Annotated in this window: 28 protein-coding genes; 5 read left to right on the forward strand and 23 right to left on the reverse strand. The window is 64.6% G+C overall.

The genetic code is table 11. From position 1 onward, the window contains the following. Nucleotides 1–66 precede the first annotated feature (66 nt). Nucleotides 67–1,221 carry a GNAT family protein gene (locus BMX36_RS05250; protein WP_093063907.1) on the forward strand — a complete coding sequence of 385 codons (1,155 nt, stop codon included), beginning with the start codon at nucleotides 67–69 and terminating at the stop codon, nucleotides 1,219–1,221. A gap of 270 nt (nucleotides 1,222–1,491) precedes the next feature. On the opposite strand, the gene BMX36_RS05255 is transcribed toward BMX36_RS05250, so the two are convergent. From BMX36_RS05255 to BMX36_RS05300, 10 genes are all read right to left on the reverse strand, one after another. Next, a complete protein-coding gene (locus BMX36_RS05255; protein WP_143058516.1) occupies nucleotides 1,492–1,740 on the reverse strand; it encodes a hypothetical protein in 249 nt (82 codons plus the stop codon). A 291-nt stretch (nucleotides 1,741–2,031) separates the two neighbouring features. Next, on the reverse strand, nucleotides 2,032–2,802 hold the full coding sequence (xth, locus tag BMX36_RS05260; protein WP_093063908.1) for an exodeoxyribonuclease III: 771 nt from the start codon (nucleotides 2,800–2,802) through the stop codon (nucleotides 2,032–2,034). A gap of 10 nt (nucleotides 2,803–2,812) precedes the next feature. Continuing rightward, entirely contained in the window at nucleotides 2,813–3,151 is a 339-nt protein-coding gene (gene erpA, locus BMX36_RS05265; RefSeq protein WP_066777749.1) for an iron-sulfur cluster insertion protein ErpA, read from the reverse strand. A 67-nt stretch (nucleotides 3,152–3,218) separates the two neighbouring features. Next, complete coding sequence (locus BMX36_RS05270) at nucleotides 3,219–4,331, reverse strand: M23 family metallopeptidase (protein WP_256210663.1); 1,113 nt, start codon at nucleotides 4,329–4,331, stop codon at nucleotides 3,219–3,221. Between the two features lie 228 nt (nucleotides 4,332–4,559). Next, nucleotides 4,560–5,348: a ferritin-like domain-containing protein gene (locus BMX36_RS05275; RefSeq protein ID WP_256210664.1), complete on the reverse strand. Its 789-nt coding sequence runs from the start codon at nucleotides 5,346–5,348 to the stop codon at nucleotides 4,560–4,562. Further along, nucleotides 5,345–5,791, reverse strand: a complete 447-nt coding sequence (locus tag BMX36_RS05280) for a peroxiredoxin (RefSeq protein ID WP_093063910.1) — start codon at nucleotides 5,789–5,791, stop codon at nucleotides 5,345–5,347. The genes BMX36_RS05275 and BMX36_RS05280 overlap by 4 nt, the downstream gene beginning before the upstream one ends. After that, the gene (locus tag BMX36_RS05285) at nucleotides 5,775–8,447 is read right to left on the reverse strand and encodes a bifunctional [glutamine synthetase] adenylyltransferase/[glutamine synthetase]-adenylyl-L-tyrosine phosphorylase (protein ID WP_093063911.1); all 2,673 of its coding nucleotides are present in this window, start codon (nucleotides 8,445–8,447) and stop codon (nucleotides 5,775–5,777) included. Before BMX36_RS05285 ends, BMX36_RS05280 begins: the two co-directional genes overlap by 17 nt. A gap of 242 nt (nucleotides 8,448–8,689) precedes the next feature. Further along, on the reverse strand, nucleotides 8,690–9,331 hold the full coding sequence (locus BMX36_RS05295; RefSeq protein WP_066777819.1) for a sigma-70 family RNA polymerase sigma factor: 642 nt from the start codon (nucleotides 9,329–9,331) through the stop codon (nucleotides 8,690–8,692). A gap of 102 nt (nucleotides 9,332–9,433) precedes the next feature. Continuing rightward, nucleotides 9,434–9,577 carry a hypothetical protein gene (locus BMX36_RS21615; RefSeq protein ID WP_177179026.1) on the reverse strand — a complete coding sequence of 48 codons (144 nt, stop codon included), beginning with the start codon at nucleotides 9,575–9,577 and terminating at the stop codon, nucleotides 9,434–9,436. Nucleotides 9,578–9,618: 41 nt separating this feature from the next. Further along, on the reverse strand, nucleotides 9,619–10,416 hold the full coding sequence (locus BMX36_RS05300; RefSeq protein WP_066777822.1) for a response regulator: 798 nt from the start codon (nucleotides 10,414–10,416) through the stop codon (nucleotides 9,619–9,621). Between the two features lie 248 nt (nucleotides 10,417–10,664). Here BMX36_RS05300 and BMX36_RS22045 point away from each other — a divergent pair, with 248 nt between their 5' ends. From BMX36_RS22045 to BMX36_RS05310, 3 genes are all read left to right on the forward strand, one after another. Beyond that, nucleotides 10,665–10,832: a NepR family anti-sigma factor gene (locus tag BMX36_RS22045; protein WP_256210665.1), complete on the forward strand. Its 168-nt coding sequence runs from the start codon at nucleotides 10,665–10,667 to the stop codon at nucleotides 10,830–10,832. Nucleotides 10,833–10,841: 9 nt separating this feature from the next. Next, a complete protein-coding gene (locus BMX36_RS05305) occupies nucleotides 10,842–12,428 on the forward strand; it encodes a sensor histidine kinase (protein WP_093063913.1) in 1,587 nt (528 codons plus the stop codon). A gap of 276 nt (nucleotides 12,429–12,704) precedes the next feature. Beyond that, nucleotides 12,705–12,839: an entericidin A/B family lipoprotein gene (locus BMX36_RS05310; RefSeq protein WP_066777768.1), complete on the forward strand. Its 135-nt coding sequence runs from the start codon at nucleotides 12,705–12,707 to the stop codon at nucleotides 12,837–12,839. 56 nt (nucleotides 12,840–12,895) lie between these two features. On the opposite strand, the gene tatC is transcribed toward BMX36_RS05310, so the two are convergent. From tatC to argS, 8 genes are all read right to left on the reverse strand, one after another. Beyond that, entirely contained in the window at nucleotides 12,896–13,669 is a 774-nt protein-coding gene (gene tatC / locus BMX36_RS05315) for a twin-arginine translocase subunit TatC (protein WP_177179027.1), read from the reverse strand. After that, complete coding sequence (gene tatB / locus BMX36_RS05320) at nucleotides 13,666–14,100, reverse strand: Sec-independent protein translocase protein TatB (protein WP_093063915.1); 435 nt, start codon at nucleotides 14,098–14,100, stop codon at nucleotides 13,666–13,668. The genes tatC and tatB overlap by 4 nt, the downstream gene beginning before the upstream one ends. A gap of 29 nt (nucleotides 14,101–14,129) precedes the next feature. After that, a complete protein-coding gene (locus BMX36_RS05325) occupies nucleotides 14,130–14,369 on the reverse strand; it encodes a twin-arginine translocase TatA/TatE family subunit (protein WP_066777776.1) in 240 nt (79 codons plus the stop codon). 26 nt (nucleotides 14,370–14,395) lie between these two features. After that, nucleotides 14,396–14,971, reverse strand: a complete 576-nt coding sequence (gene scpB, locus BMX36_RS05330) for an SMC-Scp complex subunit ScpB (protein ID WP_093063916.1) — start codon at nucleotides 14,969–14,971, stop codon at nucleotides 14,396–14,398. Further along, nucleotides 14,968–15,693, reverse strand: coding sequence for a segregation and condensation protein A (locus BMX36_RS05335; protein WP_066777783.1), 726 nt, complete (start codon nucleotides 15,691–15,693; stop codon nucleotides 14,968–14,970). The genes scpB and BMX36_RS05335 overlap by 4 nt, the downstream gene beginning before the upstream one ends. Beyond that, nucleotides 15,690–16,694 (reverse strand): glycoside hydrolase family 3 N-terminal domain-containing protein, encoded by a 1,005-nt coding sequence (locus BMX36_RS05340; protein WP_093063917.1) that lies wholly within the window; start codon nucleotides 16,692–16,694, stop codon nucleotides 15,690–15,692. Before BMX36_RS05340 ends, BMX36_RS05335 begins: the two co-directional genes overlap by 4 nt. A gap of 122 nt (nucleotides 16,695–16,816) precedes the next feature. After that, on the reverse strand, nucleotides 16,817–17,542 hold the full coding sequence (locus BMX36_RS05345; RefSeq protein WP_093063918.1) for an SPOR domain-containing protein: 726 nt from the start codon (nucleotides 17,540–17,542) through the stop codon (nucleotides 16,817–16,819). A 3-nt stretch (nucleotides 17,543–17,545) separates the two neighbouring features. Beyond that, nucleotides 17,546–19,270, reverse strand: a complete 1,725-nt coding sequence (gene argS / locus BMX36_RS05350) for an arginine--tRNA ligase (protein WP_093063919.1) — start codon at nucleotides 19,268–19,270, stop codon at nucleotides 17,546–17,548. A 175-nt stretch (nucleotides 19,271–19,445) separates the two neighbouring features. On the opposite strand from argS, the gene BMX36_RS05355 reads away from it, so the two are divergent. Next, the gene (locus BMX36_RS05355; protein WP_066777793.1) at nucleotides 19,446–19,724 is read left to right on the forward strand and encodes a hypothetical protein; all 279 of its coding nucleotides are present in this window, start codon (nucleotides 19,446–19,448) and stop codon (nucleotides 19,722–19,724) included. Between the two features lie 81 nt (nucleotides 19,725–19,805). Here BMX36_RS05355 and BMX36_RS05360 read toward each other — a convergent pair whose 3' ends face one another. The 5 genes from BMX36_RS05360 to BMX36_RS05380 form a co-directional block, all read right to left on the reverse strand. Beyond that, on the reverse strand, nucleotides 19,806–20,957 hold the full coding sequence (locus tag BMX36_RS05360; RefSeq protein WP_093063920.1) for a DUF1501 domain-containing protein: 1,152 nt from the start codon (nucleotides 20,955–20,957) through the stop codon (nucleotides 19,806–19,808). Between the two features lie 3 nt (nucleotides 20,958–20,960). Continuing rightward, nucleotides 20,961–22,403, reverse strand: a complete 1,443-nt coding sequence (locus BMX36_RS05365) for a DUF1800 domain-containing protein (protein ID WP_093063921.1) — start codon at nucleotides 22,401–22,403, stop codon at nucleotides 20,961–20,963. Nucleotides 22,404–22,496: 93 nt separating this feature from the next. Beyond that, on the reverse strand, nucleotides 22,497–23,273 hold the full coding sequence (locus tag BMX36_RS05370) for a metallophosphoesterase family protein (RefSeq protein ID WP_066777834.1): 777 nt from the start codon (nucleotides 23,271–23,273) through the stop codon (nucleotides 22,497–22,499). Between the two features lie 63 nt (nucleotides 23,274–23,336). Then, on the reverse strand, nucleotides 23,337–23,591 hold the full coding sequence (locus BMX36_RS05375) for a hypothetical protein (RefSeq protein ID WP_066777798.1): 255 nt from the start codon (nucleotides 23,589–23,591) through the stop codon (nucleotides 23,337–23,339). A 69-nt stretch (nucleotides 23,592–23,660) separates the two neighbouring features. Continuing rightward, nucleotides 23,661–25,184 (reverse strand): efflux transporter outer membrane subunit, encoded by a 1,524-nt coding sequence (locus tag BMX36_RS05380; RefSeq protein WP_371262801.1) that lies wholly within the window; start codon nucleotides 25,182–25,184, stop codon nucleotides 23,661–23,663. Between the last annotated feature and the right edge of the window lie 2 nt (nucleotides 25,185–25,186).

Here is a 25,186-nt window from a genome sequence, read left to right on the forward strand (position 1 = left end):
CAACACCCTCCCCTGCCACGGAAAGGCCGCTCGCCATGATCGCTTCAGGCGATTACAGGGCCGATCATGGCAGGCTCACTCACCATCCGTCCCGTGCAGACCAAGCGCGATCGCAAGGCGTTCGTCGATCTGCCGTTTCGTCTTTACCGCGATGATCCCAACTGGGTGCCGCCGTTGAAGAGCGAGGCGCTGGGGCTGATCACGCCGGAAAAGAACGGCTGGTACAGCCACGCCAAGGCGCAGCTTTTCCTCGCCGAGCGGAACGGCAAGGTCGTCGGTCGCATCTCGGCACATATCGACACGCTGGCGCTTGAGATGCCTCAGGTGCAGGGGTTCGGGCCGGGCACCGGTCAATGGGGCCTGATGGAAGCGGAAGATCAGGGCGTGTTCGCCGCCTTGCTGCAGGCCGCGGAAACGTGGCTGCGCGAACAGGGGATGACGCGCACGCTTGGTCCAATCTCGCAGTCGATCTGGGAAGAGCCGGGCCTCCTGATCGACGGCTATGATCATCCGCCGACCGTGATGATGGGCCATGCGAAGCGCGAATACCGCGACTGGATCGAAGGCGCAGGCCATCAGCCGGTCAAGCAGCTGATGACCTATGATCTGGACATCACGCAGGAATTTCCGCCGATCGTCCAGCGGATCATCAAATCCGGCGAGAAGAATGCGCGGATCAACGTGCGCATGGTCGACAAGTCCCGCTTCGATGAAGAGGCAGCCATCATCCTGTCGATCCTGAACGACGCCTGGAGCGACAATTGGGGTTTCGTCCCGCTGACGCCGCCGGAAATTCGCGATGTCGGCGTCAAGCTGAAGCCGATCGTGTTCAACGATCTGATCCGTATCGCCGAGCTGGATGGAAAGCCCGTCGCCTTCATGATCACCCTGCCCGACCTGAACGAGCCGCTGGCGGGGCTGAACGGCTCCTTGCTGCCGTTCGGCTGGGCGAAGCTGCTCCTGTGGCTGCGGCGCCCGAAGGTTCGCACGATGCGCGTGCCGCTGATGGGGGTGGTGAAGGAGCTTCAGTCATCGCGCATGGCGAGCCAGCTTGCCTTCATGATGATCGAATATATTCGCCGCGCCTCCATCACGCATTATGGCGCCACGCGCGGCGAGATCGGCTGGATCCTCGATGACAATCAAGGGATGCGATCGATCGCCGAGACGATCGATAGCCGCGTCAACAAAGTGTATCAGGTGTACGAAAAGACCCTGTAGCGGGTGTCTTCACGGCCCGGCGCGCCGATAGCGTTTCGCCTGCCCGCGGCGGTCGTCATGCTTTCGTAAAAGCCACAGCTGCCCGGCCCGTGTGACGCTGACCGGGCTTGCTGAGACCCGCGAGAGGCAGTGGAGCTGGCCTCCGGCCCGGATCCGTCAACATGGATCACCGGACCGGCCGTAGCCACTGCTCCCATCGCGAACCCCAGCGCCTTCATCCTCTCTTCTCCTGTTTGCGGCAGGCCCCGATATGCCCCGGCGGGGCGCCATTCAGCGCGTCGCCAGCGGATCGGTGCCCTGCGCCACCCATTGCGCGCGCGACTGGCAATAGCGGCGAGCAGCGCCGACGCCCGGAAGCGTATCCACCACGCACACGCGGCGCAGATCGGTTTCGGGATTGATGTCCTGGGCGAGACGCTGCTCAACAGGAACGGTGGCAGGTGCCGGCGCGGGAGCAGGAGCCGGCTCGGGAGCAGCGGTGCCGAGAGCGAGGGCAGCGGCGAGAGCGATCATCGTCATGGCAGTTCCTTTCAGGTCCGGCAGCGCCCTGGTGCGCCGCCACCAAACCTATTGCAGGCCCCGTGCCAAACTTTCTCGCGACGTAAATTCAATGACTTAGAAAATTGCCCCCCGCGACCTTCGCTGATCTTCGGCATGGATTACCAAGTCGCGGCGGATCTTGCCGAACATCAACTGTGCGCATCCGGACGCGCGCGAACACTGCGTCCGTCCGCGAACGTCACGTAATCGCAATGTTGTGCTTCATCCGCGACCATGTCGGACGAGGGGGGCGGACGACGGGGCTGCCGATCAGCGCAGCCGCACCCAGGTGGGCGCGTGATCGCTGGCCTTTTCTCGCCCGCGATATTCCTTATCAACGCCCGCCTCGATCAGGCGATCCGCCACTGCGGGGGAAAGCAGCAGATGATCGATCCGGAACCCGGCATCACGCTGCCACGCGCCGGCCTGATAATCCCAGAACGTCCATATTCCGCCGGCGGGGTTCCGCACGCGCAGGGCATCGGTCCACCCCTGCGCCAGCAGCGCACGGTAGCCGGCGCGGCTTTCCGGCTGCATCAGCGCATCATCGGCCATGGCCCGCACGGAGAAGGTGTCACCGTCATTCGGAATGACGTTATAGTCTCCCGCCAGCACCGCGGGGATCTCACCTGCCAGGAGCTCACGCGCGCGGCGTGTCAGGCGGTCGATCCAGCGCAGCTTGTAGTCGAACTTGGGACCGGGCTGCGGATTGCCGTTTGGCAGGTAAATGGATGCGACCGTCAGGCCGTCCACGGTGCATTCGAGATAGCGGCTATGTTCGTCCTCCGGCTCGCCCTCTAGACCGCGCTGCTGCTCGACAGGATCGCTGCCGCGCGCCAGCACCGCGACCCCGTTGAACCCCTTCTGCCCATGCCAGCACGCGCCATAGCCCGCGTCGCGCACCTCCTGAATGGGGAAGGTTTCGTCGCTGGACTTCAGCTCCTGCAGGCAGACGACATCCGGCTGCTGCTCGGCCAGATATTCCAGCAGGCGCGGGAGGCGGGCCTTGATGCCGTTGACGTTGTAAGTGACGATCTTCACGCCACCGGCATTACACCGAGAAGCTGGTCCCGCAACCGCAACCCGACGCGGCGTTCGGATTATCGACCTTGAACGCGGCACCACCGAGAGACTCGACGTAATCCACTGACGCACCCCGGACGAGATCCAGGCTCACGTCATCTACCACCAGCCGAACGCCGTCCGTCTCCGTCACCACGTCGCCAGCCTCTGGCGCATCAGCAAAGCCGAAGCGGTATTGAAAGCCGGAACAGCCGCCGCCCTCCACCGACAGACGGAGGATGGCAGGCTTGTTCTGCTTGCTTGCGATGGTCGCGACCCTGGCTGCGGCAGCGGAGGTCAGCGCGATGTCAGCAGCGAGTGTAGCCATGGCAGGGAGATAAGCCTCCCCTACCCCGCTCGCAACCCGCGATCGTGCGGGTGCGCGCGGATCAGTCTCAATGTTCCAGAGCGTCCTGCGCGGCAGGTCCACCGGTGGAAACCGGGATCTGACTGACGGAGCGATCCTGCGCCGCCAGGAGATAATCGGCGGTGGTCAGGAACGGCACCGGGTTTACGGCAGCGCCATCGATCCGGACCTCATAGTGAAGGTGCGGACCGGTCGAGCGGCCGGTCGACCCCATCAAGCCGATGATCTGCCCGCGACGCACGCGCGCATTGTCGCTGATGATGATCTTCGACAGGTGGCCATAGCGGGTGGCGATCCCCTTGCCATGGTTGATCTCGATCATGTTGCCATAGCCGCCCTGGCGGCCGGCGTGGTTCACGACGCCATCTGCCGTGGCATAGATCGGGGTACCGGTCGGCCCGGGAATGTCGACGCCCGCGTGCATCGCCGCCGTTCCGCGGAACGGATCGCTGCGAACACCGAAGTTGCTCGTGAACGACAGGTGCTGAACCGGCTGAACGGACGGGATGGAGATCACCCCCTGTTCCAGCGTGTCCAGCTTCTTCCAGGTCATGAACAGCGAGCGGAATTGCGCGTCGGCGTTCAGGTCGGCGGTCGCTTCCGCGCTCGCGGCCGGGATCAGCGGACCGCCCATCGCGCCGACGACGGCCTGCTTGCGCCCCTTCACCAGACGCTCGGGCCGCAAGCCGCGCTCGCGGATTTCCTGCGTCGCATGCTGGTAGCGGGCCTGCAGCTGATCGAGCGCGACATCGGCCAGCATTGCCTGACGGCGCTCCACCTTGCCGAACGGCGCCAGCGCAAAGGCGGCCAGCCGATCGCCAGTGGGATCGATCTTCAGGGTTGCGAGCGCCAGCTTCTTCTCGTCGCCCACGCCGGTCAGCGCTGCGGCGAGCAGCGCCTGGCGCTGCTCCAGCCGGGTGGCATGCTGTTCGGCGGTCTTGCGGATCGTGGCCACGCGCGTCTGCATGTGCGCGAGCTTGCGTTCCATGGTCTGGATGCGCTGCTCCGAGCGCGGCGCGGCCGTCAGGCCAGCGGCTATCGCAGCCTGGCCAGTCGCGGTGGCGGCACCATAGCCGGCAAAGGCGACCACAACGGCAGCGGCGCCGACGATCGCCGTCTGCGATCCACGGCCAACACGCATCCGGCGAACTGCGCGGCCGTCGTGGAAGACCACGTTCCGCGGCGAAAACAACAGGCGAGCGCCAGCAGCGATGCGGTCAGCCGGCGCGGAAAAAGATTTGGACATCGAACCCCAAACGAGATCGTTGATACGGCAGCCGCCGGGACAAGCCCGACGCGCTTTATCTGAACTGGTCTGGATTGCGGCCCCCCGCACCCGGACGCCGATTACTGGTCTGATCTACGTATATTAGGCAATAGCGCCATAATATTCTCGCGTTAGGCCGGCAGAGTCGCGCGCTGAGTCGTTGAACGGACCCTTCACCACACCGCTGAACTGAGCCGCGATCAGCGATTGCCAATGCGCCGCGGGCGAAAGATCGCGCTCCCTGCAGCTGGCCTCGAACCATTTGGTTCCGAACCGCACGTGGCGGATCTCGTCGGTATAGATCCGCTGCAGGATGCGCGCGCTGGTCTCGTCGCCTGCGGCCATGAAGCGGGCAACGGTTGCGGGGGTCACGTCCAGGCCGCGCGCCTCCAGCGCCATGGGAACGACGGCAAGGCGCGCAACAGCATCGTTCGCCGTGGCACTGGCCGCCTCCCACAGGCCGGCGTGCGCGGGCAGCGCACCATAGCCGCTGCCCAAGGCCTTCAACCGCCGGTCGAGAAGCGCGAAGTGCATCGCTTCATCCGCACCAACGGAAAACCAATCGTCCACAAAGGCGCGGGGGTAACCGGCGCCGAAGCGTCCGACGATGTCGAACGCCAAATCGATCGCCACGAACTCGATGTGCGCCAGTGCATGAAGCAGCGCCAGGCGGCCGCGCGCCGATCCGCCTTTGCCGCGCTTCGGCATGCGATTAGGGGGCAGCAGTTCGGGCGTAAGGGGCCGCGCAGGCGAATCCGGCATCTCCACGTCGAATGCGTGATCGAGTTCGCCCAGCCGCCACGCCCGCGCCGCGTGACGCGCAGCCTTTACCTTCCGGACGGGATCGGCCGCGTCCAGCACTCGGCGAGCCGCCTCGGCAACACTGGTCACAAGGCGCGTGCCGCTTCCAGCACGGCCTCTGCGTGACCGGCCACCTTCACCTTGCGCCATTCGCGCGCCAGCCGCCCTTCCCGGTCGAACAGAAAGGTGGAACGCTCGATCCCCATGTAGGTGCGCCCGTACATGGATTTTTCCACCCAGGTGCCGAACGCCTCACAGGCGGAGCCATCTTCGTCGCTCGCCAGCGCCACCGCCAGGTCATATTTGGCGATGAACTTCTGGTGTTTTGCCGGCGTATCGCGCGAGATACCGAGCACCGAGACACCAGCAGTGGTGAACGCCGCGGCAAGCGTGGAAAAGTCCTGCGCCTCGCGTGTGCAGCCCGTCGTGTCGTCTTTCGGGTAGAAATAGACGACCATCGGGCAGAGGCGGTCCTTGAGACGGAGAACCGAGCCGTCAGGCGCAGTCACCGTCACATCAGGCAGCATGTCCATCCGTTACTCCTTTCCACGCTGCCGTAACCTCCTGCCGCGCACTGTCCAGCGCGGCGCCGACCGCCGGCCAATTCTCCAGCCGCAGCGCGCGGGCGATCAGCGCCCGTGTCGCCGGCATATCCGGCTCGGCAGCGTCCGGCGCCACCAGGCGCAGGGTGACGATCAGGCGGGTAAGCAGATCGTGCGCCTGTACGAGGCCGCGCGGGAGATCGAGCGCAACGATGGCGCGACCCAGGTGCGGGTCGAACCCACGGCATTCCAGCAACTGACGAACGTGAACGGCGAATTCCAGATCCACCAGACCACCGGGCAGCAACTTCGCATCCAGCGGACCGGCAGGCGGCTTGTGGGTGGCCATCTCGGCACGCATCTTCAGCGCATCGGCAACGATATCCCGCTCCGGCCGGTTGCCCGCGAGCACATCGGATATGATCGCCTGCAAGGCTGAACGCGCTTCCGGTGAGCCAAAGACCGGGCGTGCCCGGGTGAGCGCCATATGCTCCCAAGTCCAGGCACTTTCCCGCTGGTACCGCGCGAAGGATTCAAAGTTGACGACCAGCGGCCCCTGGTTGCCGGAGGGCCGCAATCGGGTGTCGATCGGGTATAAGGGCCCGGCCGCGGTCGGCACCGACAATGCGGCGCTCACGCGCTGCGCCAGCCGGTTGTAGTACAATGTCGCGCCCAGTGGCTTGGCGCCGTCGGACTCCGCCGCGAAATCGCCGGTGAACAGATAGACCAGGTCCAGGTCGGAAGCATGGGTCAGTTCACCGCCGCCCAGGCGGCCGAGTGCCAGGATGACGAATTCGCTGTTGGGCACCAGCCCGTGAACGCGCGCAAATTCGTCAACCGCTGCCTGAGCCAGCACGTCAATGGCGGCCTCCGCCACGCGTGAATAGCCGGCGGCGACCGCCAGCGGATCGGAGGCGCCAGCGATGATCTGGGCACCAAGGGCAAAGCGCCGGTCCGCGACGACCCTGCGGACATGATCGAGCTGCGCCTGATAGTCCCCATTCTTGCGCAGTCGCATCTCGGCCGCGAGCCCGGCTCTGTCCGGCACCGGATCAAAGGCGGACGCGTCGATCAAACCGTCAAGCAGATCCGGCCGGCGCGCCAGCTCGTCCGCCAGCGTGGGCGCGTGGCTGAGCAATTGGACAAGCAGCACCGACAATGCAGGCCGTGCCTCGAGCAAGCGGAAGATGTTCACCGCGCTTGGCAGTCGTTCAAACGTGCGATCGAGGCGGTTTAGCGCCGCCTCCGGCTCCGGCGCCTCGGCGAGCGCCGCAACCAGACCTGGCAGCACGGCTTCAAGCGCGGTCTGCGCGGCGGCGCTGCGCAGCGCAGGATACCGACCCGCGCGCCAGCTCTTGATGCGCGTCATCGCCGTTTGCGTGTCGGTGAAGCCAGCCCCCGCTAGCTGGTCGGCCAGCTTGTCAGGATCGGTCGAAAGCGCAGCCGCGCCGGGCGCTGCCAGCCGATCGAATATCTCCGCTACCCGTTTAACGTGCGGAAGCAGATGCGCGAGCAGCGCGGCGCCGTCCGCACGGCCATCGAGCCGAGCGACCCGATCCAGCGCCTCGCCGGTCGGCAATGTGTGGGTCTGTCGATCGTCGATCATCTGCACGCGATGCTCGGCCGTGCGCAGCGCCACATAAGCGTCCGTCAACGCCTTCGCATCGGCCTGATCGATCCGCCCCGCCGCCGCAAGCGCGGCCAGCGCGGCACGGGTGTCGCCGATGCGAAGCGCCGGGTTTCGGCCGCCGTGGATCAACTGGTGGATCTGAGCGAAGAACTCAATTTCACGAATACCACCGCGGCCGCGCTTCAGATCATAGCCGGGGCCGAACTTCTGCCCCTGCGAGTGGTGGTCGCGGATCCTTCGCGTGATCTCGACGATCTCACCGACAGCACCGAAATCCAGGCTTCGCCGCCAGATGAACGGGCGGATCGCCTCCAGAAAGGAGCGGCCGAGTGCCAAGTCGCCGGCGGCGGGGCGGGCGCGAATGAATGCCGCCCGTTCCCATGGCAGCGCCTGCGATTCATAGTACACGATGGCGGCATCAATCGGCACCGCGATCGGCGTGACTTCGGGGGTAGGCCGAAGCCGAAGATCGACCCGCAGGACATAGCCGTCCGCATCGCGCGTCTGGAGCAACTCGATAACGCGGCGCCCGATACGGACGGCCGCGTCGACCGGCTCCTCATTATTCCGTGTGGGCAGCGTTCTGGGATCGAACAGGAAGATCGGATCAATGTCCGATGAATAGTTCAGCTCACGGCTACCCTGCTTGCCAAGCGCAATCGCCACGAAGCCCGCCGGTGTCGCACTGGGTGTTCGCTCTAGGATCGCGGCACGGATCGCCTGATCAAGCGCGCGATCCGCGAAGTCGGTCAGGCGATGCGTAACCTCGGTCAGGTCGAACAGGCCGGAAAGATCGCCGATCGCCACCTGGAGCGCCAGCCTGCGGCGAGCCAAGCGAAGCGCCTTACTGGTTGAATATTCCTCGGAAATTGGCGGCGGACCGCTGCGCGGGTCGGCGACTGTTTCCCCCTCGCGTTCCAACAGGTTGGCGAGGAACGGCGCGTAAGTCTGAGCGCGCGCGATCGCATCGGGAAACGCTGGATCAACGATTATTTCGCTTGACAAACGGTCCACCATCAAAATGACCTTGAAACCTTCCGGCCCGGTCGCCCGTTCTAACGGCTATGATGGGACATGAACATCACACAGGAGATCGCGGCGGCGGAGGTTATTTCGTCCCCCGCCCGCGCGTGACCGACGCAATCGGCGAGTCGCTTCGCTGCGCCTATACCGAGCGGCGCAGGCTGCCAGAGGAGCTCGCCCGGGTTCTGGATCAGCTGGACCGGGTATCGATCCAGCATTGAGGGAAGTGGCGAAGCTCAGCGATCGCGGCTGAGCTCGTCCACCTCGTCCATGATTTCATCCAGCGTGGGCTTCAGGCTGGCGATCGTATGATCGGTGCGCGACGTCATGTCGCTTCCGCTCATCAGCGATTCCAGCGCCACGCGGCCCCGCGCCACGCGGCTCTTGATCGTACCCACGGCGACGCCGCAGATCTCGGCGGCTTCCTCATAGGCGAAGCCGCCCGCACCCACCAGGATCAGCGCCTCGCGCTGCGGCTGCGGAAGATGGAGCAGTGCACGCTGCATATCGGCCAGTTCGACATGCTTGTCCTGGCTGGCCGGCGCGGCCAGCAGACGATCCGCGACCAGATCATCCCACTCGCCCTTGAAGCGCGCACGGCGCATCTGGGACAGGTACAGGTTCCGCAGGATGATAAAGGTCCACGCACGCATGTTGGTGCCGGCCTGGAAGCGCTTGCGCGCTGCCCAGGCCTTCAGGAGCGTTTCCTGCACGAGATCATCCGCAAGATCGCGATTGCCGGACAGCGAACGCCCGAATGCGCGCAAGTGCGGAATCACCTGCGCCAGCTGCTTCTTGAACTCGGGATCAGACAGGGAGACGTGCTCGACCGACACCTCATCGGCCGCGTCAGAATTGCGCGGTTCAGCTTCGGTCATGTTCTGTCGTTCGGTCCCCGCGCCGGGAGGTTCCGGCGTCCTTTGCGCAAGATAGGTATCGCCGGCGCGCTTTGCCAGCCGCTCTGTCAGCATGCTTGCCGCTTACTGCCGCGCAAACAGGATGAGGGCGAAGATCACCACAACAAGGACGAGCGATATCGGCAGAATGTAGCGCGTCATGTGCGGCGTGCTACCGGCCCGCGCCTCATCCGTCGTTACTTCGATACGTTCGTTTTCGTGTGCCATGCCTGCTCAACCCCTCAGCCTCGCTTTGGCTCCGTATCGAATTACGAAACCGGTGCGGTCGATTGATCGAAGAACAATGCCTGGCTGATCGCCGCCTTGACGGTGGAACGCTGGAAAGGCTTGGTGATCAGGAAGGTTGGCTCGGGCCGCTCGCCCGTGAGCAGACGCTCCGGGAAGGCGGTGATGAAGATCACCGGCACCTGGAATTCGTGCAGAATGTCCTTCACCGCGTCGATGCCCGAACTGTCATCGGCAAGCTGGATGTCGGCGAGCACCAGGCCCGGCCGGTCCTCCATGGCGAGCGCCACCGCCTCGTCGCGGGTCACTGCCACGCCGGTCACCTCATGGCCGAGATCGCGGACGATCGTCTCGATGTCCATGGCGATGATCGGCTCATCCTCGATGATCAGCACGCGGGCGCGGGTCTGCTTCTCGATTTCCGACAGCGCCTCGGCGACCAGCGCCTCGACCTCGCTTGGCGCCACATCCACCAGATAGGCCGCGTCCTCCACGGTGAAACCTTCCATCGCCGTCAGCAGAAGTGCCTGGCGCGAAAGCGGCGTCATCCGGGCAAGCCGCGCCCGTGCGATTGCTTCCTGATCGTCAACGTCACCGGGATCGGCCTGCTCGCCGTCGTTCGTGGAATTCCAGATTACCTGGAACGTCCGATAGAGACCCAGGCGGGGATCAACATCGCGCGGGAATTCGCTCGGCGCGGCAACGATCGCCTCCAGCGTGGCGCGCACATATTTGTCGCCATGCGACTGGCTGCCAGTGAGCGCCCGCCCGTACCGACGCAGGAAGGGCAGATGCGGGGCGAGCTGTTGTCCAAGCGACATGAGGCGGAACGACTCCCAATAGATGAAGGCATGGCTTTGCGCGCCGCGCCCTGATTGATCAACTTCATCGACAAACCCCCCGCGGGCGCCAAACGCCCGACGACGCAATTCGTCGCCGGTATGTGGAACCAACGAGCGGCTTTTTAGTTTCACCGTCGTCAGCCATGATCAATAGGCTGGCGCCGCGGCCCGTATCCGGCCAAGGAAATTCATCGTCACGCGGAACGGGTGGTTCAGGGGGCTAAGCGTTGGTTTCGGACAAGGAAGCGCCAAAGAAAACGGTCAAGTCGAAAGGCGGCACGGCAGTGCAGTCAAAGGACCGTGACATGGGTGCGGCGCTACGATCGATTTATCAAAAGACGATCGATGAGTCGGTGCCGGACGAGATGATTTCCCTTCTGAGCAAGCTAGATTAAAAACAGCATATGAATACCACGGCGTCGGAAGATTCGCGCGGCGGCGCGACGGCGCCGTTCATGATGCGATGGCCGACGGGAGCAAAGCTTCTCGTCATCATCTCCATCGCGCTCCTGCCACTTGCGATCATCGCGGTGTTCGCGACCTTGCGAATCACGCAGATCGCCGATGCCGAGGCCAGGGCCAGTCTCCGGATCGCGTCGGCGGAAAGCAGTCGCGCGATCGCCATCGAATTGATCGGCGATATGACGGCGCTCCGCGTCGCGGTTGATGCGCTGGAATCAGACCCGCTCGACACGCCCAGTTGCGCCCGCGTACAAGGTGTCTTTGCACAACAGGCATTCAACGGCGCGCGCTTCGCGGTTTTCGACGCGCGGGGCAGATTGCTGTGCGGCAGTAGTTTCACCCAGGGCCTTGAGGTCGCGCGCGCGGCACGCGACTCCGCCGTGGCCGCGCGGATCCTGCCGGGCAATGGATTGCTGCTGGGTGTCGTCGGTCGATCCGGCCGCGTGACGGCGTCCGCCTTCTTCCCGAAGGACTTCATCGCCGAACTGAGCCGGCCGAGTGGCTTTACGCCTGCTTACGCCGCCAAGCTGACCCGGCAGTCCGAAGAGCTCATCCTGGAGCCGTTGCCACGCGAGAACGCGTTCGAGCGGCGCGAGAGCAACGTGACGGATCTCGGCATCGGCGAACTGGCGCTTGCCATGCAGGTGCGGGCCGCGCCGATCACCTCGCCTTTGGTGATCGCCCTGCTTCTGCCGCTGATCATGTGGGCGGCCGCAGCGGGAATCGCCTGGTTCGTGGTGGATCGGCTGCTGATCCGGCCCTTGCGTCAGTTGCGCGCCCAGGTTGCCGCTTTCACTCCCGGCGAAGAGCCAGACCCCGCGACGATGCGTGCACTGCCGGCGCAGGAGCTACGCGAACTCGGCGACACCTTCCGCGCGCTCACGCGCACCGTCGCCATTCACGAAGCCGGCCTGGCAGAGGGACTGGTACGCCAGACCAAGCTCACGCGAGAGGTTCACCACCGCGTAAAGAACAACCTCCAGGTCATTTCGTCGCTGATCAACTTCCATGCACGCGGCGCGCGCTCCCCCGAGGCGGCACAGGCCTATGCTTCGATTCAGCGGCGGGTTGATGCGCTTGCGGTCGTTCACCGCAACCATTTCGCCGAAATGGAAGAAAACCGCGGTCTGGGCCTGCGCCCGATGCTGGGCGAACTTGCCTCCAACATCAGGGCCACAGCGCCCGAAGGCATTCAGCTGCGGATCCAGCTGGACTCCGATCCGTACCTCGTGTCGCAGGACGTCGCGGTCGCCGTCGCATTCATCGTGACCGAGCTGATCGAACTAGCCGTGACATGCGATCCGGCCGCTCATGTGCGGGTCTCGGTCAAGGAAACCGGCGCCTCCGATCGGGCGACGCTGCGCGTTTCATCCCCTGCGTTGATCGACAGCCCACTCCTTCGTGAAGGTCTCGCCACGCGCTTCGGCCGGGTTACCGAGGGTTTGGCGCGTCAGCTGCGGGCGCCGCTCCACCATGATCCGCTCACCGGCGCCTATGAGATCTCCATCGCGGTACTCGGCCGCGACTGATCCATGCTGCGCAGATGCGCGGCCATTAACCAGAATACGAAAAAATACGCGATCTTGTTGGAACTGGCCTCCCCAAGTCGCGTTTTACTCTTCGGATAGCGACCTTATGCCCCCCCGCTCTCGCTATCCACGACATAGGCCCGGAAGCGTCAACCCTCCCCCCCCGGTGACGCTTCCGGGCCTTATTACATCCCCGGCAGTTCATAACGACTTTGGAACGAACAGCTTCATTGCGCATTTGCGCTCTGGGCGGCTCAATTGCGCTCAGGAGGACGTATGAAGAAGATGATGGGGATGCTGGCAGTGGCTAGCGCACTGCTGATCGCTGCTTGCAACACCGTGGAAGGTGTGGGCCGCGATGTCTCCTCTGCCGGAGACACTGTCGCTCAGACCGCAGACGACGCCAAGTAAGCGAAGATCCCGGAAAGAAAACGGCGGACGCGGCAAATCCCGCCTCCGCCGTTTTGCTATTCGGCCGAAACCGTCTCTCGCTCCCGCGAGCGTTTGCGCTCCGTGAACCAGATGCCGATCAGCGCAAGCTCGTAGAGAAAGCACAAAGGAATGGCGAGCAGCAGCTGCGAGCCGACATCGGGCGGCGTCAGGACAGCAGCGATGGCGAACGCACCGACGATTGCGTAGCGACGGGCGGACACCAGTTGCTTGCGCGTCACGATCCCACCGCGCTCCAGCAGCATCAGCAGTACCGGCAGCAGAAAGGCGACGCCGAACCCGAACAGGAACTGCATGATGAACGACAGGTAGTTGCCGATCGCCGGCAAAGCTTCTTGATTGACGCCGCCCACATCGCCCTGAAAGCTCAACAGGAAGTGCAGCGCCATCGGAACGGCGATGTAATAGGCCATCGCGGCGCCGCTGAGGAAAAGAACCGGCGTCGCCAGCAGGAACGGCAGCAGGGCGCGCTTCTCGTTGCGGTACAGCCCCGGCGCCACGAACTGCCACAATTGGTTGGCGATGATCGGAAACGAGACCATCACCGCCGCGAAGAACGCTACCTTCACCTGAACGAAGAAGGCCTCGAAGATCTCGGTGTAGATCAGCCGGGTCTGCCCGGCCGCGAGCAGCGGCTGGACCAGAAACGAGAAGATGGACTCCGCGAAATAATAGCAGACCAGGAACGCCAGCACGATGGCGCCGATGCAATAGAGCAGCCGCCGGCGTAGCTCGATCAGGTGGTCGAGCAGCGGCGCGCGCGAATCGTCCAGTTCGTCGACAGTGCTCACGATGCAGCCTTGTCCTGGGGCAGTTTGGGTTCGTCCGCCGGAGCGGCAACCATGGTCGGCCGCTCCACCATGACCGGTTCGTGCTGCGGATCCTGCATGAACATGTCGCCCTGCTCGGCCGGGCGGGGCGAGGGATCTTGTGGCGGAATTTCGCCCGTGGGCGGTTCGGAAGCGGCAGGCTGAGCGGGCGAGATCATCGGATGCTCCCGCATGATCCGCTCATTCTCCTCCTTCCACTTCTTCTCCATCTCGGCGAGTTCCGCCTCACGCACCATTTCGTCAAAGCCGGCGCGGAACTGCCGCGCCACGCCCCGCGCCTTGCCGACCCAATAGCCAAGCACCCGCAGCGCCTTGGGCAGGTCCTTGGGGCCGATGACGACAAGGGCGACAAGCGCCACGACCGCCATTTCCGTGAAGTTGAAGTCGAGCATAAGCGCAGCCGCTTCAGGCGGACGTCAGATCAACGCGCCACCTTGTCGTCCTGGACGATCGTCTCGGACGCGGGCCGGGCTGCCTGCTGTGCCTCGATGCGCTGCGCCGGCTTGGCCGACGCCTCTTCATCTTCCTCAGACATGCCCTTCTTGAAGTTCTTAACGCCCTTCGCGACGTCACCCATCATGCTGGAAAATCGTCCGCCGCCCAGCAGGAGGATGGCAACGATGGCGAGCACAAGAATATGCGGGAGGCTGAAGCTACCCATTAGGATTCTCCTGAAGTCCCGCCCATCTAGTCGCCCTCGCCGGGCTTTTCCACCGCCAGTTCTTCCATCGCGAGATCAATCGGATCGAGCAGCCCCGCTGCCCGCAGATCGTCCATCCCCGGCAGGTCGCGCCGGGACGCCAGCCCGAAGTGCGCAAGGAAGCCTTGAGTGGTGACGAAGGTGAGCGGTCGCCCCGGCACCTCGCGCCTGCCCCCCGGTCGGATCCACCCGGCATCCATCAGCACGTCGAGCGTGCCCTTGGAGATCTGCACCCCGCGGATTGCCTCGATCTCGGCCCGCGTCACCGGCTCGTGATAGGCGATGATCGCCAGTGTCTCGATCGCCGCACGGCTCAGCCGGCGCACCTCCTCCCGGCTGCGACGGAGAAAATGCGCCATGTCGCCGGCCGTCTGGAAATGCCAGCGATCGCCGCGACGCACCAGGTTGATGCCGCGACCGGCATAGTCCGCCGCCAGCCGATCGAGCGCGCCGCGAACGTCCCCTTCACCCACATGCGCGCGCAGGCTGTCGACCGACATCGGATCCTCGGCGGCGAACAGCACCGCCTCAACCGCCCTCGTGAAATCGTCCGGCGGTGTCACGCGGGAGCGCGCAGATATAGCGGCGCGAACGGCCCGTCCTGCTCAAGCTCGATCCGCCCTTGCCGGGCCAGCTCGAGCGCCGCCAGGAAACTGGACGCCAGCGCGGAGCGGCGAAACATGCCGGCGGCTCCGTCCGGCAGGAACGCTTCGATGACACCGCGGTCGATGGTCGTCCCGATCAGCCCGGCGATGCGCGCGATTGCGGCTTCCAGCGTCATCACCTCGCGATCATGCACCACATGCATCACGGGGCGCGTCCGCGCGCTGATCCGCCCATAGGCAGAAATCAAATCGAAGATGCCTGCCGACCAGCTTGCCTTGCGCACGGCGCGGAGCCCCTCGGGCGCCCCGCGCCTGAACACGTCCCGGCCAAGCCGGTCACGGCCCATCAGCCGCGCCCCCGCCTCCCGCATGGCGGACAGCCGCTCCAGCCGAAGCTGCAGCCGAAGCGCGAGTTCTTCCGGGCTCGGCTCCACACCGGGATCACGCGGCAGCAGGAGCGCGGACTTCAGATATGCCAACCACGCCGCCATCACCAGATAATCGGCGGCCAGCTCAAGCTGGATCGTCCGGGCTCGCTCAACATAAGCGAGATATTGCTCCACCAGAGCAAGGATGGAGATCTGCTTCAGGTCGACCTTCTGCGCCCGGGCAAGGTTGAGGAGGAGGTCAAGCGGCCCCTCCCAACCTTCCAGATCCAGGGTCAGCTGCTCTCCCGTCACGCCGCCATTGCGAGCAGCGCATCGCGCTTGGCGATCAGTGCCGCGAAATCGCCCTCCTCCTTTTTCACGCTGCCCATGGCGGCGTCGAGGCGCTCGCGTGCACGTGGCGCGATGTCGCTCAGCCGGTCTGCGATGGCGATCATCTCGTCCATTCTCGCCCAGCAATCCAGCACCACGTCACAGCCGGCGGCAATCGCACCCGCCGCCTTGTCCGCCGGTGTTCCGGACAGCGCCTTCATGTCGATGTCGTCGGTCATCAGCAAACCATCGAAGCCGATGCGGCCACGGATCACCTCTTCAATGATCGTCGGCGACATGGTGGCGGGCGCCTTCCGATCCCAAGCCTCGAAAACGATATGGCTCGTCATCCCCATGGACGCATGGGCAAGCGCTCGGAACGGCGCGAGATCATCCTCAAGCTCCGCCTCGCTCGCGGTGACGGTGGGCAGGAGATGGTGCGAATCGACCAGCGCGCGGCCGTGACCCGGCATGTGCTTTACGACACCTACGACGCCCGCCGCGGCCAGGCCCTCCAGCGTTGCCCTCCCCAAGGCGCCGACGCGCATTGGCTCACTGCCAAACGCCCGGATGCTGATCGCCTCGGTCGTCTCCGGCCGGATCACGTCAAGGATCGGGTGACAATCGACCGTGATGCCCACTTCCGCCAGCATCATGCCAAGCGCGGTGGCGTTCGCCCTTGCCGCTTCGATCGCGGACATCGGCGCGACGTCGTACAAACGGTCGAAATCTGGGCCTGCGGGGAACGCCGGCCACTCGGGCGGGGCGAGCCGCGCGACCCGTCCGCCCTCCTGATCGATCAGGATGGCCACGTCGTCACGGCCTTCGAGCTCGCGAAGCGAGTCCGTCAAGGCGAGCAGCTGCTGGCGATCGACGCAATTGCGCTTGAACAGGATATAGCCGGCAGGACGCGCCTCTGCGAAAAACGCCCGCTCGTCGGCGGTGAGGATCGGGCCGGAAAGACCAAAGATCACGGGTTTCATTCCGCGGTGTTAGCGAAAGCGCAGCGGCTTTTCACCCTGCCCGATGCCCAAAGCCGCAGCAAAATGCCGGCCGGCCGCACGCCGGCCATGGTTGGCCGGCGCGGGAAAGCCGTAGCGCGCGCTCAGCTCGTCACGAAGCACTTCTCGCCGGCCACGGTCAGCCGCCCGCAAAGATCCGAAGCGGCATCGGCGCTGCCGGCATTCACCTTGAGACGGTAAACCTTGCGGCCATTCACCTCGGCGGACTGGACGGTCTTGCCCAGCGTTGCGACATAGGAGAACCTCTTGGCGACGGCGCTCCATGCGGCGTTTGCCGCAGCCTCGCTGGGGAAGGCGCCAAGCTGAACCAGCGACCCACCGGATGCCTCGCCCGGTACTGCCCTTTTCGGGGCAGACATGGGCGCGGTCGCGGTGAGACGACCGCCGGAGCCTGGCACTTCCGCCACGGTGCGCGCGCTACCGCCGGTCACGGGAGCAGCGGCACCGCTCGCCCGGCGCCCGTCAATCGGCGTTTCGGGCACGGCTTTCAGGTCGATCGCGGCCGCCGCAGTTGAACCGGCGCTTGCCGCGATCGCGGAATCGCCCTCGCCTTCGACCTGAAGCCCACCCGGATCGTCCGGCCGCACCTTGTAATCCCCTGCGGGCGCGGCGATCAGCTCGCCCTGGCCGTCAGGCGTGCGCTGCTGAAAGTTCAGCACGGCAAAAACGATCGCGGCAAGCAGGACAAGCCCGACAACCACCAGAACGACCACACGGAAGATACCCGGCCCTTCCGGCTCGTCCGGTTCAACAGTTTCCAGCCACGGCAGCCGGTCTTCGTCCCGCAGGTCGATCTCGTCGCTCGCCATGCCTTACATCTCCGAAACCGCCTCCACGCCCATGATGGAGAGGCCGTTGCGAATAATTTGCCCGACGCCTTCCGCCAAGAACAGACGCGCGGCGGTCAACTGGTGATCGTCCGGCAACAAGAAGCGCCGGTCCGGGCGGTCGTTGCCGACATTCCACAGGGCGTGGAATGCGGCTGCCAAGTCGTAGAGATAAAAGGCAATTCGGTGTGGCTCGCGCGCGGCCGCCGCGGTCTCCACCACGCGGGGGAACTGCGCGGCAAGCTGAACCAGCGCCAGTTCCTCCGTATCAAGGCGGGACAGGTCAATTGCCGTTGTTTCAATCCCGGCTTCCGCCGCGCGCCGGCGGAGCGAGGCGACGCGGGCGTGCGCATATTGCACGTAGAAAACAGGATTGTCCTTCGACGCCTCCACCACCTTGGCGAAGTCGAAGTCCATCTGCGCATCGGAACGCCGGGTCAGCATGGTGAAGCGCACCACGTCCTTGCCGACTTCGCGCACAACATCGGCAAGCGTCACGAAATTGCCAGCGCGCTTCGACATCTTCACCGGCTCACCGCCGCGAAGCAGGCGTACCATCTGGACGAGCTTCACGTCGAAGCGGGTCTTGCCTTCGGTAAGCGCCGCAACGGCTGCCTGGATGCGCTTCACCGTGCCGGCATGGTCCGCGCCCCAGATGTCGATCAGTTCGTCTGCGCCCTGCGCCTTCTGAAAGTGATAAGCGAGGTCGGCGCCGAAATAGGTCCATTGACCATTCGACTTCTTGATCGGCCGATCCTGATCATCCCCGAAGTTGCTGGAACGGAACAACGGCAGCTCGACCGGCTCCCAGTCCTCCGGCGTTTCCCCCTTGGGCGCCTCCAGCGTGCCATCGTATACGAGATCGCGCGCGCGCAGCCATGCCTCGGCGGCCTCGGGCTTGCCTGCGGCCTGAAGCTCCGCTTCCGACGAGAACACGTCATGGTGGATGCCGAGCAAGGCAAGGTCGGCCTTGATCAGCGCCAGCATGGCGGCAACGGCACGCGTGCGGAACAGCGACAGCCACTTCAGCTCCGGAGCAGTGACGTAACGGTCGCCAAACTCCTGCGCCAGCGCCTCGCCGACCGGAACCAGGTAATCGCCGGGGTACAGGCCTTCCGGGATCGCACCCACGTTTTCGCCAAGCGCTTCACGATAGCGCAGGTGCGCCGAGCGGGCGAGAACGTCCACCTGACCGCCGGCGTCGTTCACATAATATTCGCGGATCACGCGATGGCCGGCAAACTCCAGCAAGGCGGCGAGCGCATCGCCCACCACCGCGCCGCGGCAATGCCCCATGTGCATCGGGCCGGTCGGGTTGGCGGAAACATATTCGATGTTGACGCTGGTCCCCGCGCCGCGCCGGGAGCGGCCATAGTCGCCGGCCGCTTCGATGATGGCGGACAGTTCGGCACGCCAGCTGTCATCGGTCAGGCGCAGGTTGATGAAGCCGGGCCCGGCGACGTCGACAGAAGCAACCTCGTCCCGCTGCTCAAGTTCGGCCGCAATCTTCTCCGCCAGCGCACGCGGGTTGGTCTTCGCTGCCTTCGCAAGCACCATCGCTGCGTTCGTCGCAAGGTCGCCGTGCGAAGGATCGCGCGGAGGCTCCACGGTCACGGCACGCCGGTCGATGCCAGGCGTCAACACCCCGGCAGTTTCAAGGGCGTCCAGCGCCGCATCGATATGCGCGGCAAAGCGTGAGTAGAGCGTCATGGCAACCAATCGTGTTCGTGAAGTCGCGCGCGATAGACCAAGCGGCAGCCATCGACAAATCTGATGGCGATTGCATTTCACGCAACCGTCAAAAAGCTTTTTGCGCTCGCAATGCCGCAGTGCAGCACATATTGTGCAGCTGCGAACAGATTAGGTTTTTAACCGAGGATTTCCGATGCGCAAGCTGATCACCACCGCCGCTCTCCTGACCGCTCTGGCACCGCTTGCTGCGCAGGCCGAGGCCGAGAAGACGTTCCAGCACGAGCGTGACACCTACGTTTACAAGACCAGCGAAGGCCGTGGCGGCTCGACCATCATCACCGGCCGTCGCGTCGGCGGTGACCGCTTCCGCCTCGTCCTGAACGGCGAGCGCGTGACCGGCAACGTCGGTGGCACCCCGGTCGCGTTCCGCGCACCGCAGGACGGCTCGGTGCAGGTGCTGACCGCCAACTAAGTTCGAGACTTCCCTCTCGACATGCGTGAGCCGCCCGCGTTTGCTGAACGCGGGCGGCTTTTCGTATGGCGGTCGGTGCGATCAGGCGACCAGGCCTGCCATTGGCGCGCGTCGGCCGATCGCCGGGAAAAGCACCGCGCCTGTTCGCTCTGGGTCCAGGCCGAAATGGGCCGATATTGCGCCGGATATGACATCGTCGAGCCGCGTGGTCGGCCGAAGGTCACGTCCCTCGTATAACTGAGCGGCTGCAAGTCCGGGCCAGTCCGCCACCACTTTCCCGCCGCGAACGCCGCCGCCAAACAGCATCGCCGCCGTTCCGGTACCATGGTCCGTTCCCCCGGTTCCGTTCACCGCAACCGTACGGCCGAATTCGGTCGCGACCAGCACCAGTGTCTGCTGCCACAACGGCCCCAGGCCGCTTTGCAGCGCCGCCAGCATCGCATCGAGGTTTTTCAATCCGTTCGCCAGTCTTGCACGCTGCGCGCTGTGCGTATCCCACCCCCCCGTCTCGATCATGGCGATGCGCGCCCCATCGCTGGGCGCCAGCAGTTGCGCCGCCAGGGCACCCGTGGCCGCCGCTTCCCGCCCGCTTCCTTCGGCCAGGTCGCCTGCCAGGCGCCGCGTGTCCATCGCCTCGCCCCACAGCGCATGAAGCTGCGCGTCGCCCTGATAAAGCATGGTGACCCGATGCAGCAGATCGTCCGAGGCATCGGGAAGAACGGAGGGAGCGTAGCTCGCCACTTCATGATTGCCGCGTAAAGCCGCGGGCACCGTTGCAGAAACGGCGATCGCTCGATTGCCGTCTTGCGGAAGCAGGCTGAGCAACCGGTTCATCCACCCGTCTCGAGTCTGGTACGCGGCCGCCCCGCCCGTCTCCAACACGTTCTGACCATCGAAGTGGGACCGATCGCGATAAGGCGAGGCCACCGAATGGACGAACAAGGCTTGCCGCCTCTGAAAGAGCGCCGCCGCGGTCGACAAAGCCGGATGCAGGGTGAACATGCTGTCCAGCTTCACACCAGCAGTTGCATCTTCCAGATATTGATGGCGGACAGCGCCGTATGCGGGATCTCCCACCGGCATGACCATGCCGATGCCGTCCGCGGCTCCGCGCTGGATGATGAAGACAAAGCGCCGCTCCGTCGCGGCGCGTGCAAAGGCCATGGGAGAAACAGAACCGGCGGCCAGCGTGGCGAGCGTCGTACGGATCAGAAAGGAACGGCGATCAAGCATCGCTTACCTCCGCATCATGTCGGGGGAGACGAGCAGCAGCGCGAGCGCTTGACCCGGACTCTCCGCTCTTCTCAGCGCTTCCGAGGTTTGCTGAGTAACGGAGCCCGCAAACAGCTTAGCGGCCAGCTCGCTCGCATCCAGCACACCGGTCCGCTGGGCAAGCCGTTCTGCCGCCTCAACCCGGCGCATCAGCGCATCGGGGCCAGCCCAGGCGGCAGCAGTGTCGTCGAAGCCACTCGGCTGGCCCGGCTTCCACACCTTTTGACCAAGCTGATCCTGCAGACCCAAGCTTGCGCCCGAATCCACAACGCCGGATCCAAGTGCCCGCAAGGCGGCGACGGACCATTCCCACGGACTGCGAAACTTCACCGGCTCGGCAACCCAAGCTTCGGGCGAATCGATGATGGCGCGGTACACGGTTGGCAGATCGCCATCCGAGCGCAGGAAGGCTTGCTTGAGCCGCTCTATCATGGCCGCCGGCGGAGCATCACCGGCAAAATGTCGCGCCAGCTTTGTCGCGATATGGGCGGCGGTGGCCGGATTGCGGGCAAGATCGGCCAGAACCGCCTCGGCTTGCTCCTGCCCCTCTTGCGGATAGGCCCCGCCCATGATCGTGCGCGTACCGGGCTCGTGCAGTTCCGGCACGAAGGCAAAGCCGCCGGTCACCTCACGCACGCCCGTCCGCCGCCCGATGCCGGGGACCGTCCACCCGGTGAGCGCGCGCGCAAATTCGACCACATCGGCTTGGTTATAGCCTGTGCGAACGCCGAGAGTGTGAAGCTCAAGGATTTCACGAGCCAGATTCTCATTGAGCCCGCCTTGTCGCGCGGCGACACGCGGACGCTGACCAAAGCGGCTGCCCGGCCCGATGGAATCGGCCTGATCAAGATAGAGCAGCATGGCGGGATGTTGCTCCGCAGCTTTCAGCATCGCGCCGAACTTGCCCATCACATTCGGCCGAATAGCTTCGAACTCGAACGCGCCCGCCAGCGGAGATACTGAAATCTTGTCCGCAGACACCGCAAAGTGGTTGGACCAGAAATGCGCCAGGCGCTCAGCAAAGGGCGAGCTTGTCTCAAACGCTGCCTGGACCCGGGCCTCCACTGCGTCAGCATAATAGGATCGCAGCGTGCGACGCGTCTCCTTGCGCATGATGAGCGCCACTTCGCGCTCATCCACCATCGAGCCTGCGGCTGCCTCGATCTGGGCGTTATCCCCATCCGGTCTGTTCCTGCGCACGGCGCGAGCCTGAGCCTGATAGTCTGCGAGATCGTTCAAGATCGTGTCGGTACGAGCCACATTACGCAGCGCCGGAGGGCTCGGCTCATATGTACGCATCTGGGCGACGAGCCAATCACGCGCCGATGCCCGAGCCGAATCAATGGCCGGATCATCAGCGCGACCACCCAGCCCGAAACGGTTCAGCGCGATCGAACGGTCATTCACACCAGTCTCCTGCCAGGGAAGGCAGACTAGGACCCGCTACCTTTACTGCAGATGGACAAATGAAGCCGTTCGCCGAAACGGATGCATCTGCAATCAACCAGCGCCGGCGCGACTGGTTTCGCTGATCGGATGCTTCGGCTCGGGCGAGAGCGTGCGCGCCAGCGTCTCAAACCGGCCGCCATCAATGCGGATCTCGTTGAACGCAGGCGGGGAGGAACGAAGCCTTTTCGAAAGGGTCCCCGCCCCGATCATGCGCACGGTCCAGTCGCCGAACTCGACGGGCTTGTCGAACGGATCATGGACATGACCTGAAAGCACCGCATGGACACCCGCCTTGGCGAAGGCGGCGAGCGCCTTTTCACCATTGCGGGTCTTTGCGGTGCCCCGGGTGCCGCCTTCGATCAAAGGATGGTGTCCGGCAACGAAGATCAGATTGCCCTTCGGTGCCGCGTGCGCAAGCTCCAGCGCAGCATCCAGGGCGTCCGAACTGACATAACCCTTGGACCAGTTCAGGCGCCATTGCGCACGTGCCGTGGTCTTGAGCGGGATTACCGAAACGCCCGGTAGATCGAGCGTCTTCTCGATCAACCGTTCCGCGGCACCATATCGCTTGTAGGGGCTAAATAGACGTCGCAGCGGATCCCAATAATAGGGAATGTCGTGATTACCGACCTCGATCGTCACGGGCACATTCAGCGAGCGCAGCCATTTTCCGCCAGCGTCGAATTCGCTGGGCTTGGCCCGCATCGTGAGATCGCCCGTCATGATAACAGCGTCTGGAGCCTCATCGGCAACACAGCGCGCGAACCAATCCAGCGCCTTCGGGTCTTCCGCACCGAAGTGCACGTCGCTTACGTGAAACAGTTTCATCGGCATGGCCAACGCGCTGCCCGCAATAAGGTTCGCGGGCAAGCGCTGCTCGGCTGCGTCAACTCAGAGGCGTCGATGCTTCCCGCCGTAATGGGTCCCAATATAGCCGCCGATCCGCGCCATCTCATCAGCCGCGTTTCGGGCCGCCTCCGCTGCGCACGGAAACGGATCCCGTTCGGCCTGGCTCGCGCGCATGGCAACCCGCTCACAAAGGGTCTCAATATCGGCGCGGGTAAGCACATTCTTTTCGCGAAGCAGGCAAAGCAAGCTCTGCAAGATCACCAGTGATTCGTCGCCCGCGCGCTCTTTCGGCACCATCGGCTCTCTCCTCTTCCTAACTACGGAAGAGTATCCAAATCGTTCCGACTTGCAAGTGCCTGAACTTGATCAGCGAATGCCGCCTCCGAGCGAGCGGTATAGTTCCACGAGGTTGCTTGCACGTGCCAACCGCGTATTCACCAGTTGCTGCTGTGCAGCGTAAGCGGTTCGCTGTGCATCCAGAGACACAAGGAAAGAATCGACTCCGGCGCGGTACCGTGCCTCGGACAAGCGAGCGGCAACGGTAGCAGCTTCTGCCCGGGCGGTCTGAGCCGAAACCTGCTCGTCGATTGTCCCGCGCTGCGCCAGCGCATCGGAAACCTCGCGGAACGCGGTTTGCACCGCACGTTCATACGTCGCCACCGCCACCTGCTGGGAGGCCTTGGCGTAGTCGAGATTGGCGGCGTTGCGGCCGCCATCGAACAACGGCAGCCCAATGGCGGGAGCGGCATTGTACGTGAAGCTGCCGCCGGAGAAGAGGCCGGAGAGCGCCGTCGAGATGGTCCCGATGGTCGCCGTCAGCGAAATGCGCGGGAAGAACGCTGCACGCGCGGCGCCGATGTTTGCATTCTCGGCGATCAGCTGATGCTCTGCCTGAAGCACATCGGGCCGGCGCAACAGCACCTCGGAGGAAAGGTCACCCGGCAGCGCGTCCCGTGTCACAGGCGTGGCACCCAGAGCAGCGGGCAGCTGCTCGGCCGGCACGGTCGTGCCGACCAGCAGGTTAAGGGCATTCTGGTCTCGCGCCACCTGGGTCTGCAACGTCGCGATATCGTTGCGCGCGGCCTGATAGTTCGTCTCTGCCTGCCGCGCCTCCAGCTCGGACGCGACGCCGATGCGGAACTGCGCACGCGTCAACTCCAGCGATTGCTCGAACGTCTTCAGCGTCTCGCGGCTGATGCGCAGCTGCTCCTGATCCGACGCCATGGTCAGCCAGGCGGTGGCGATCTCCGCGATCAGGCTGATGCGAGTCGAACGCTGCGCTTCCTCCGATGCGAAATATTGTTCGAGCGCCGCACGCGACAGGTTGCGAACCCGGCCAAACAGATCGAGTTCGAACTGCGAGAAGCCGGCGTTGACCGAATAGAATTCAAGGTTGGACGAGGTACTCCCCACACCCGCTCCGGCACCAACGCCGGTGCCCCCGCCGGTGCCCCCGCCGGCTCCTGATCCCGTACCAGTACCGGTGCCGGAGCCAGTTCCGGTACCAACCCCGCCACCGGCGGTGCCGGCGGCGCCAAAGGCATTGTTGGTATAGGTGCCCGAGCCGGAGATGGTGGTCGAGGGCACCAGGTCCGCCCGCTGAACACGATATTGCGCCCGCGCCTGAAGCACATTGCCCGCGGCAATGCGCAGGTTGCGGTTGTTCGCAAGACCAGTCTCGATCACCTGCTGGAGCCGGGGATCAAGGAAGAAATCGCGCCAGCCGATCTGGGTGACGTCCGGCGCATCGGTCGCGGCGCTGGGGTAGATGCCGCCTTCCGGCAGCGCGGCCGGTGCCGCACCTACCGGACGGACGTATTTCGGTGCCAGGTTGCAGCCCGATAGCGCGGTGGCGACGGCCAGCGCCGCCAGAAGGGAACGGCCACTCATTC

This window comes from Sphingomonas sp. OV641 (assembly GCF_900109205.1).
GTDB lineage: Bacteria > Pseudomonadota > Alphaproteobacteria > Sphingomonadales > Sphingomonadaceae > Sphingomonas.

What these genes read in the sequence shown, in the direction of transcription:
- BMX36_RS05250 (WP_093063907.1), top strand. Translation starts at nt 67, where the DNA reads ATGGCAGGCTCACTCACCATCCGTCCCGTGCAGACCAAGCGCGATCGC.
- BMX36_RS05255 (WP_143058516.1), bottom strand. Translation starts at nt 1,740, where the DNA reads ATGACGATGATCGCTCTCGCCGCTGCCCTCGCTCTCGGCACCGCTGCT.
- erpA (WP_066777749.1), bottom strand. Translation starts at nt 3,151, where the DNA reads ATGGCTACACTCGCTGCTGACATCGCGCTGACCTCCGCTGCCGCAGCC.
- BMX36_RS05270 (WP_256210663.1), bottom strand. Translation starts at nt 4,331, where the DNA reads ATGCGTGTTGGCCGTGGATCGCAGACGGCGATCGTCGGCGCCGCTGCC.
- BMX36_RS05280 (WP_093063910.1), bottom strand. Translation starts at nt 5,791, where the DNA reads ATGGACATGCTGCCTGATGTGACGGTGACTGCGCCTGACGGCTCGGTT.
- BMX36_RS05285 (WP_093063911.1), bottom strand. Translation starts at nt 8,447, where the DNA reads ATGGTGGACCGTTTGTCAAGCGAAATAATCGTTGATCCAGCGTTTCCC.
- BMX36_RS05295 (WP_066777819.1), bottom strand. Translation starts at nt 9,331, where the DNA reads ATGACCGAAGCTGAACCGCGCAATTCTGACGCGGCCGATGAGGTGTCG.
- BMX36_RS21615 (WP_177179026.1), bottom strand. Translation starts at nt 9,577, where the DNA reads ATGGCACACGAAAACGAACGTATCGAAGTAACGACGGATGAGGCGCGG.
- BMX36_RS05300 (WP_066777822.1), bottom strand. Translation starts at nt 10,416, where the DNA reads ATGTCGCTTGGACAACAGCTCGCCCCGCATCTGCCCTTCCTGCGTCGG.
- BMX36_RS05305 (WP_093063913.1), top strand. Translation starts at nt 10,842, where the DNA reads ATGAATACCACGGCGTCGGAAGATTCGCGCGGCGGCGCGACGGCGCCG.
- BMX36_RS05310 (WP_066777768.1), top strand. Translation starts at nt 12,705, where the DNA reads ATGAAGAAGATGATGGGGATGCTGGCAGTGGCTAGCGCACTGCTGATC.
- tatB (WP_093063915.1), bottom strand. Translation starts at nt 14,100, where the DNA reads ATGCTCGACTTCAACTTCACGGAAATGGCGGTCGTGGCGCTTGTCGCC.
- BMX36_RS05325 (WP_066777776.1), bottom strand. Translation starts at nt 14,369, where the DNA reads ATGGGTAGCTTCAGCCTCCCGCATATTCTTGTGCTCGCCATCGTTGCC.
- BMX36_RS05340 (WP_093063917.1), bottom strand. Translation starts at nt 16,694, where the DNA reads ATGAAACCCGTGATCTTTGGTCTTTCCGGCCCGATCCTCACCGCCGAC.
- BMX36_RS05345 (WP_093063918.1), bottom strand. Translation starts at nt 17,542, where the DNA reads ATGGCGAGCGACGAGATCGACCTGCGGGACGAAGACCGGCTGCCGTGG.
- argS (WP_093063919.1), bottom strand. Translation starts at nt 19,270, where the DNA reads ATGACGCTCTACTCACGCTTTGCCGCGCATATCGATGCGGCGCTGGAC.
- BMX36_RS05355 (WP_066777793.1), top strand. Translation starts at nt 19,446, where the DNA reads ATGCGCAAGCTGATCACCACCGCCGCTCTCCTGACCGCTCTGGCACCG.
- BMX36_RS05360 (WP_093063920.1), bottom strand. Translation starts at nt 20,957, where the DNA reads ATGCTTGATCGCCGTTCCTTTCTGATCCGTACGACGCTCGCCACGCTG.
- BMX36_RS05370 (WP_066777834.1), bottom strand. Translation starts at nt 23,273, where the DNA reads ATGAAACTGTTTCACGTAAGCGACGTGCACTTCGGTGCGGAAGACCCG.
- BMX36_RS05375 (WP_066777798.1), bottom strand. Translation starts at nt 23,591, where the DNA reads ATGGTGCCGAAAGAGCGCGCGGGCGACGAATCACTGGTGATCTTGCAG.
- BMX36_RS05380 (WP_371262801.1), bottom strand. Translation starts at nt 25,184, where the DNA reads ATGAGTGGCCGTTCCCTTCTGGCGGCGCTGGCCGTCGCCACCGCGCTA.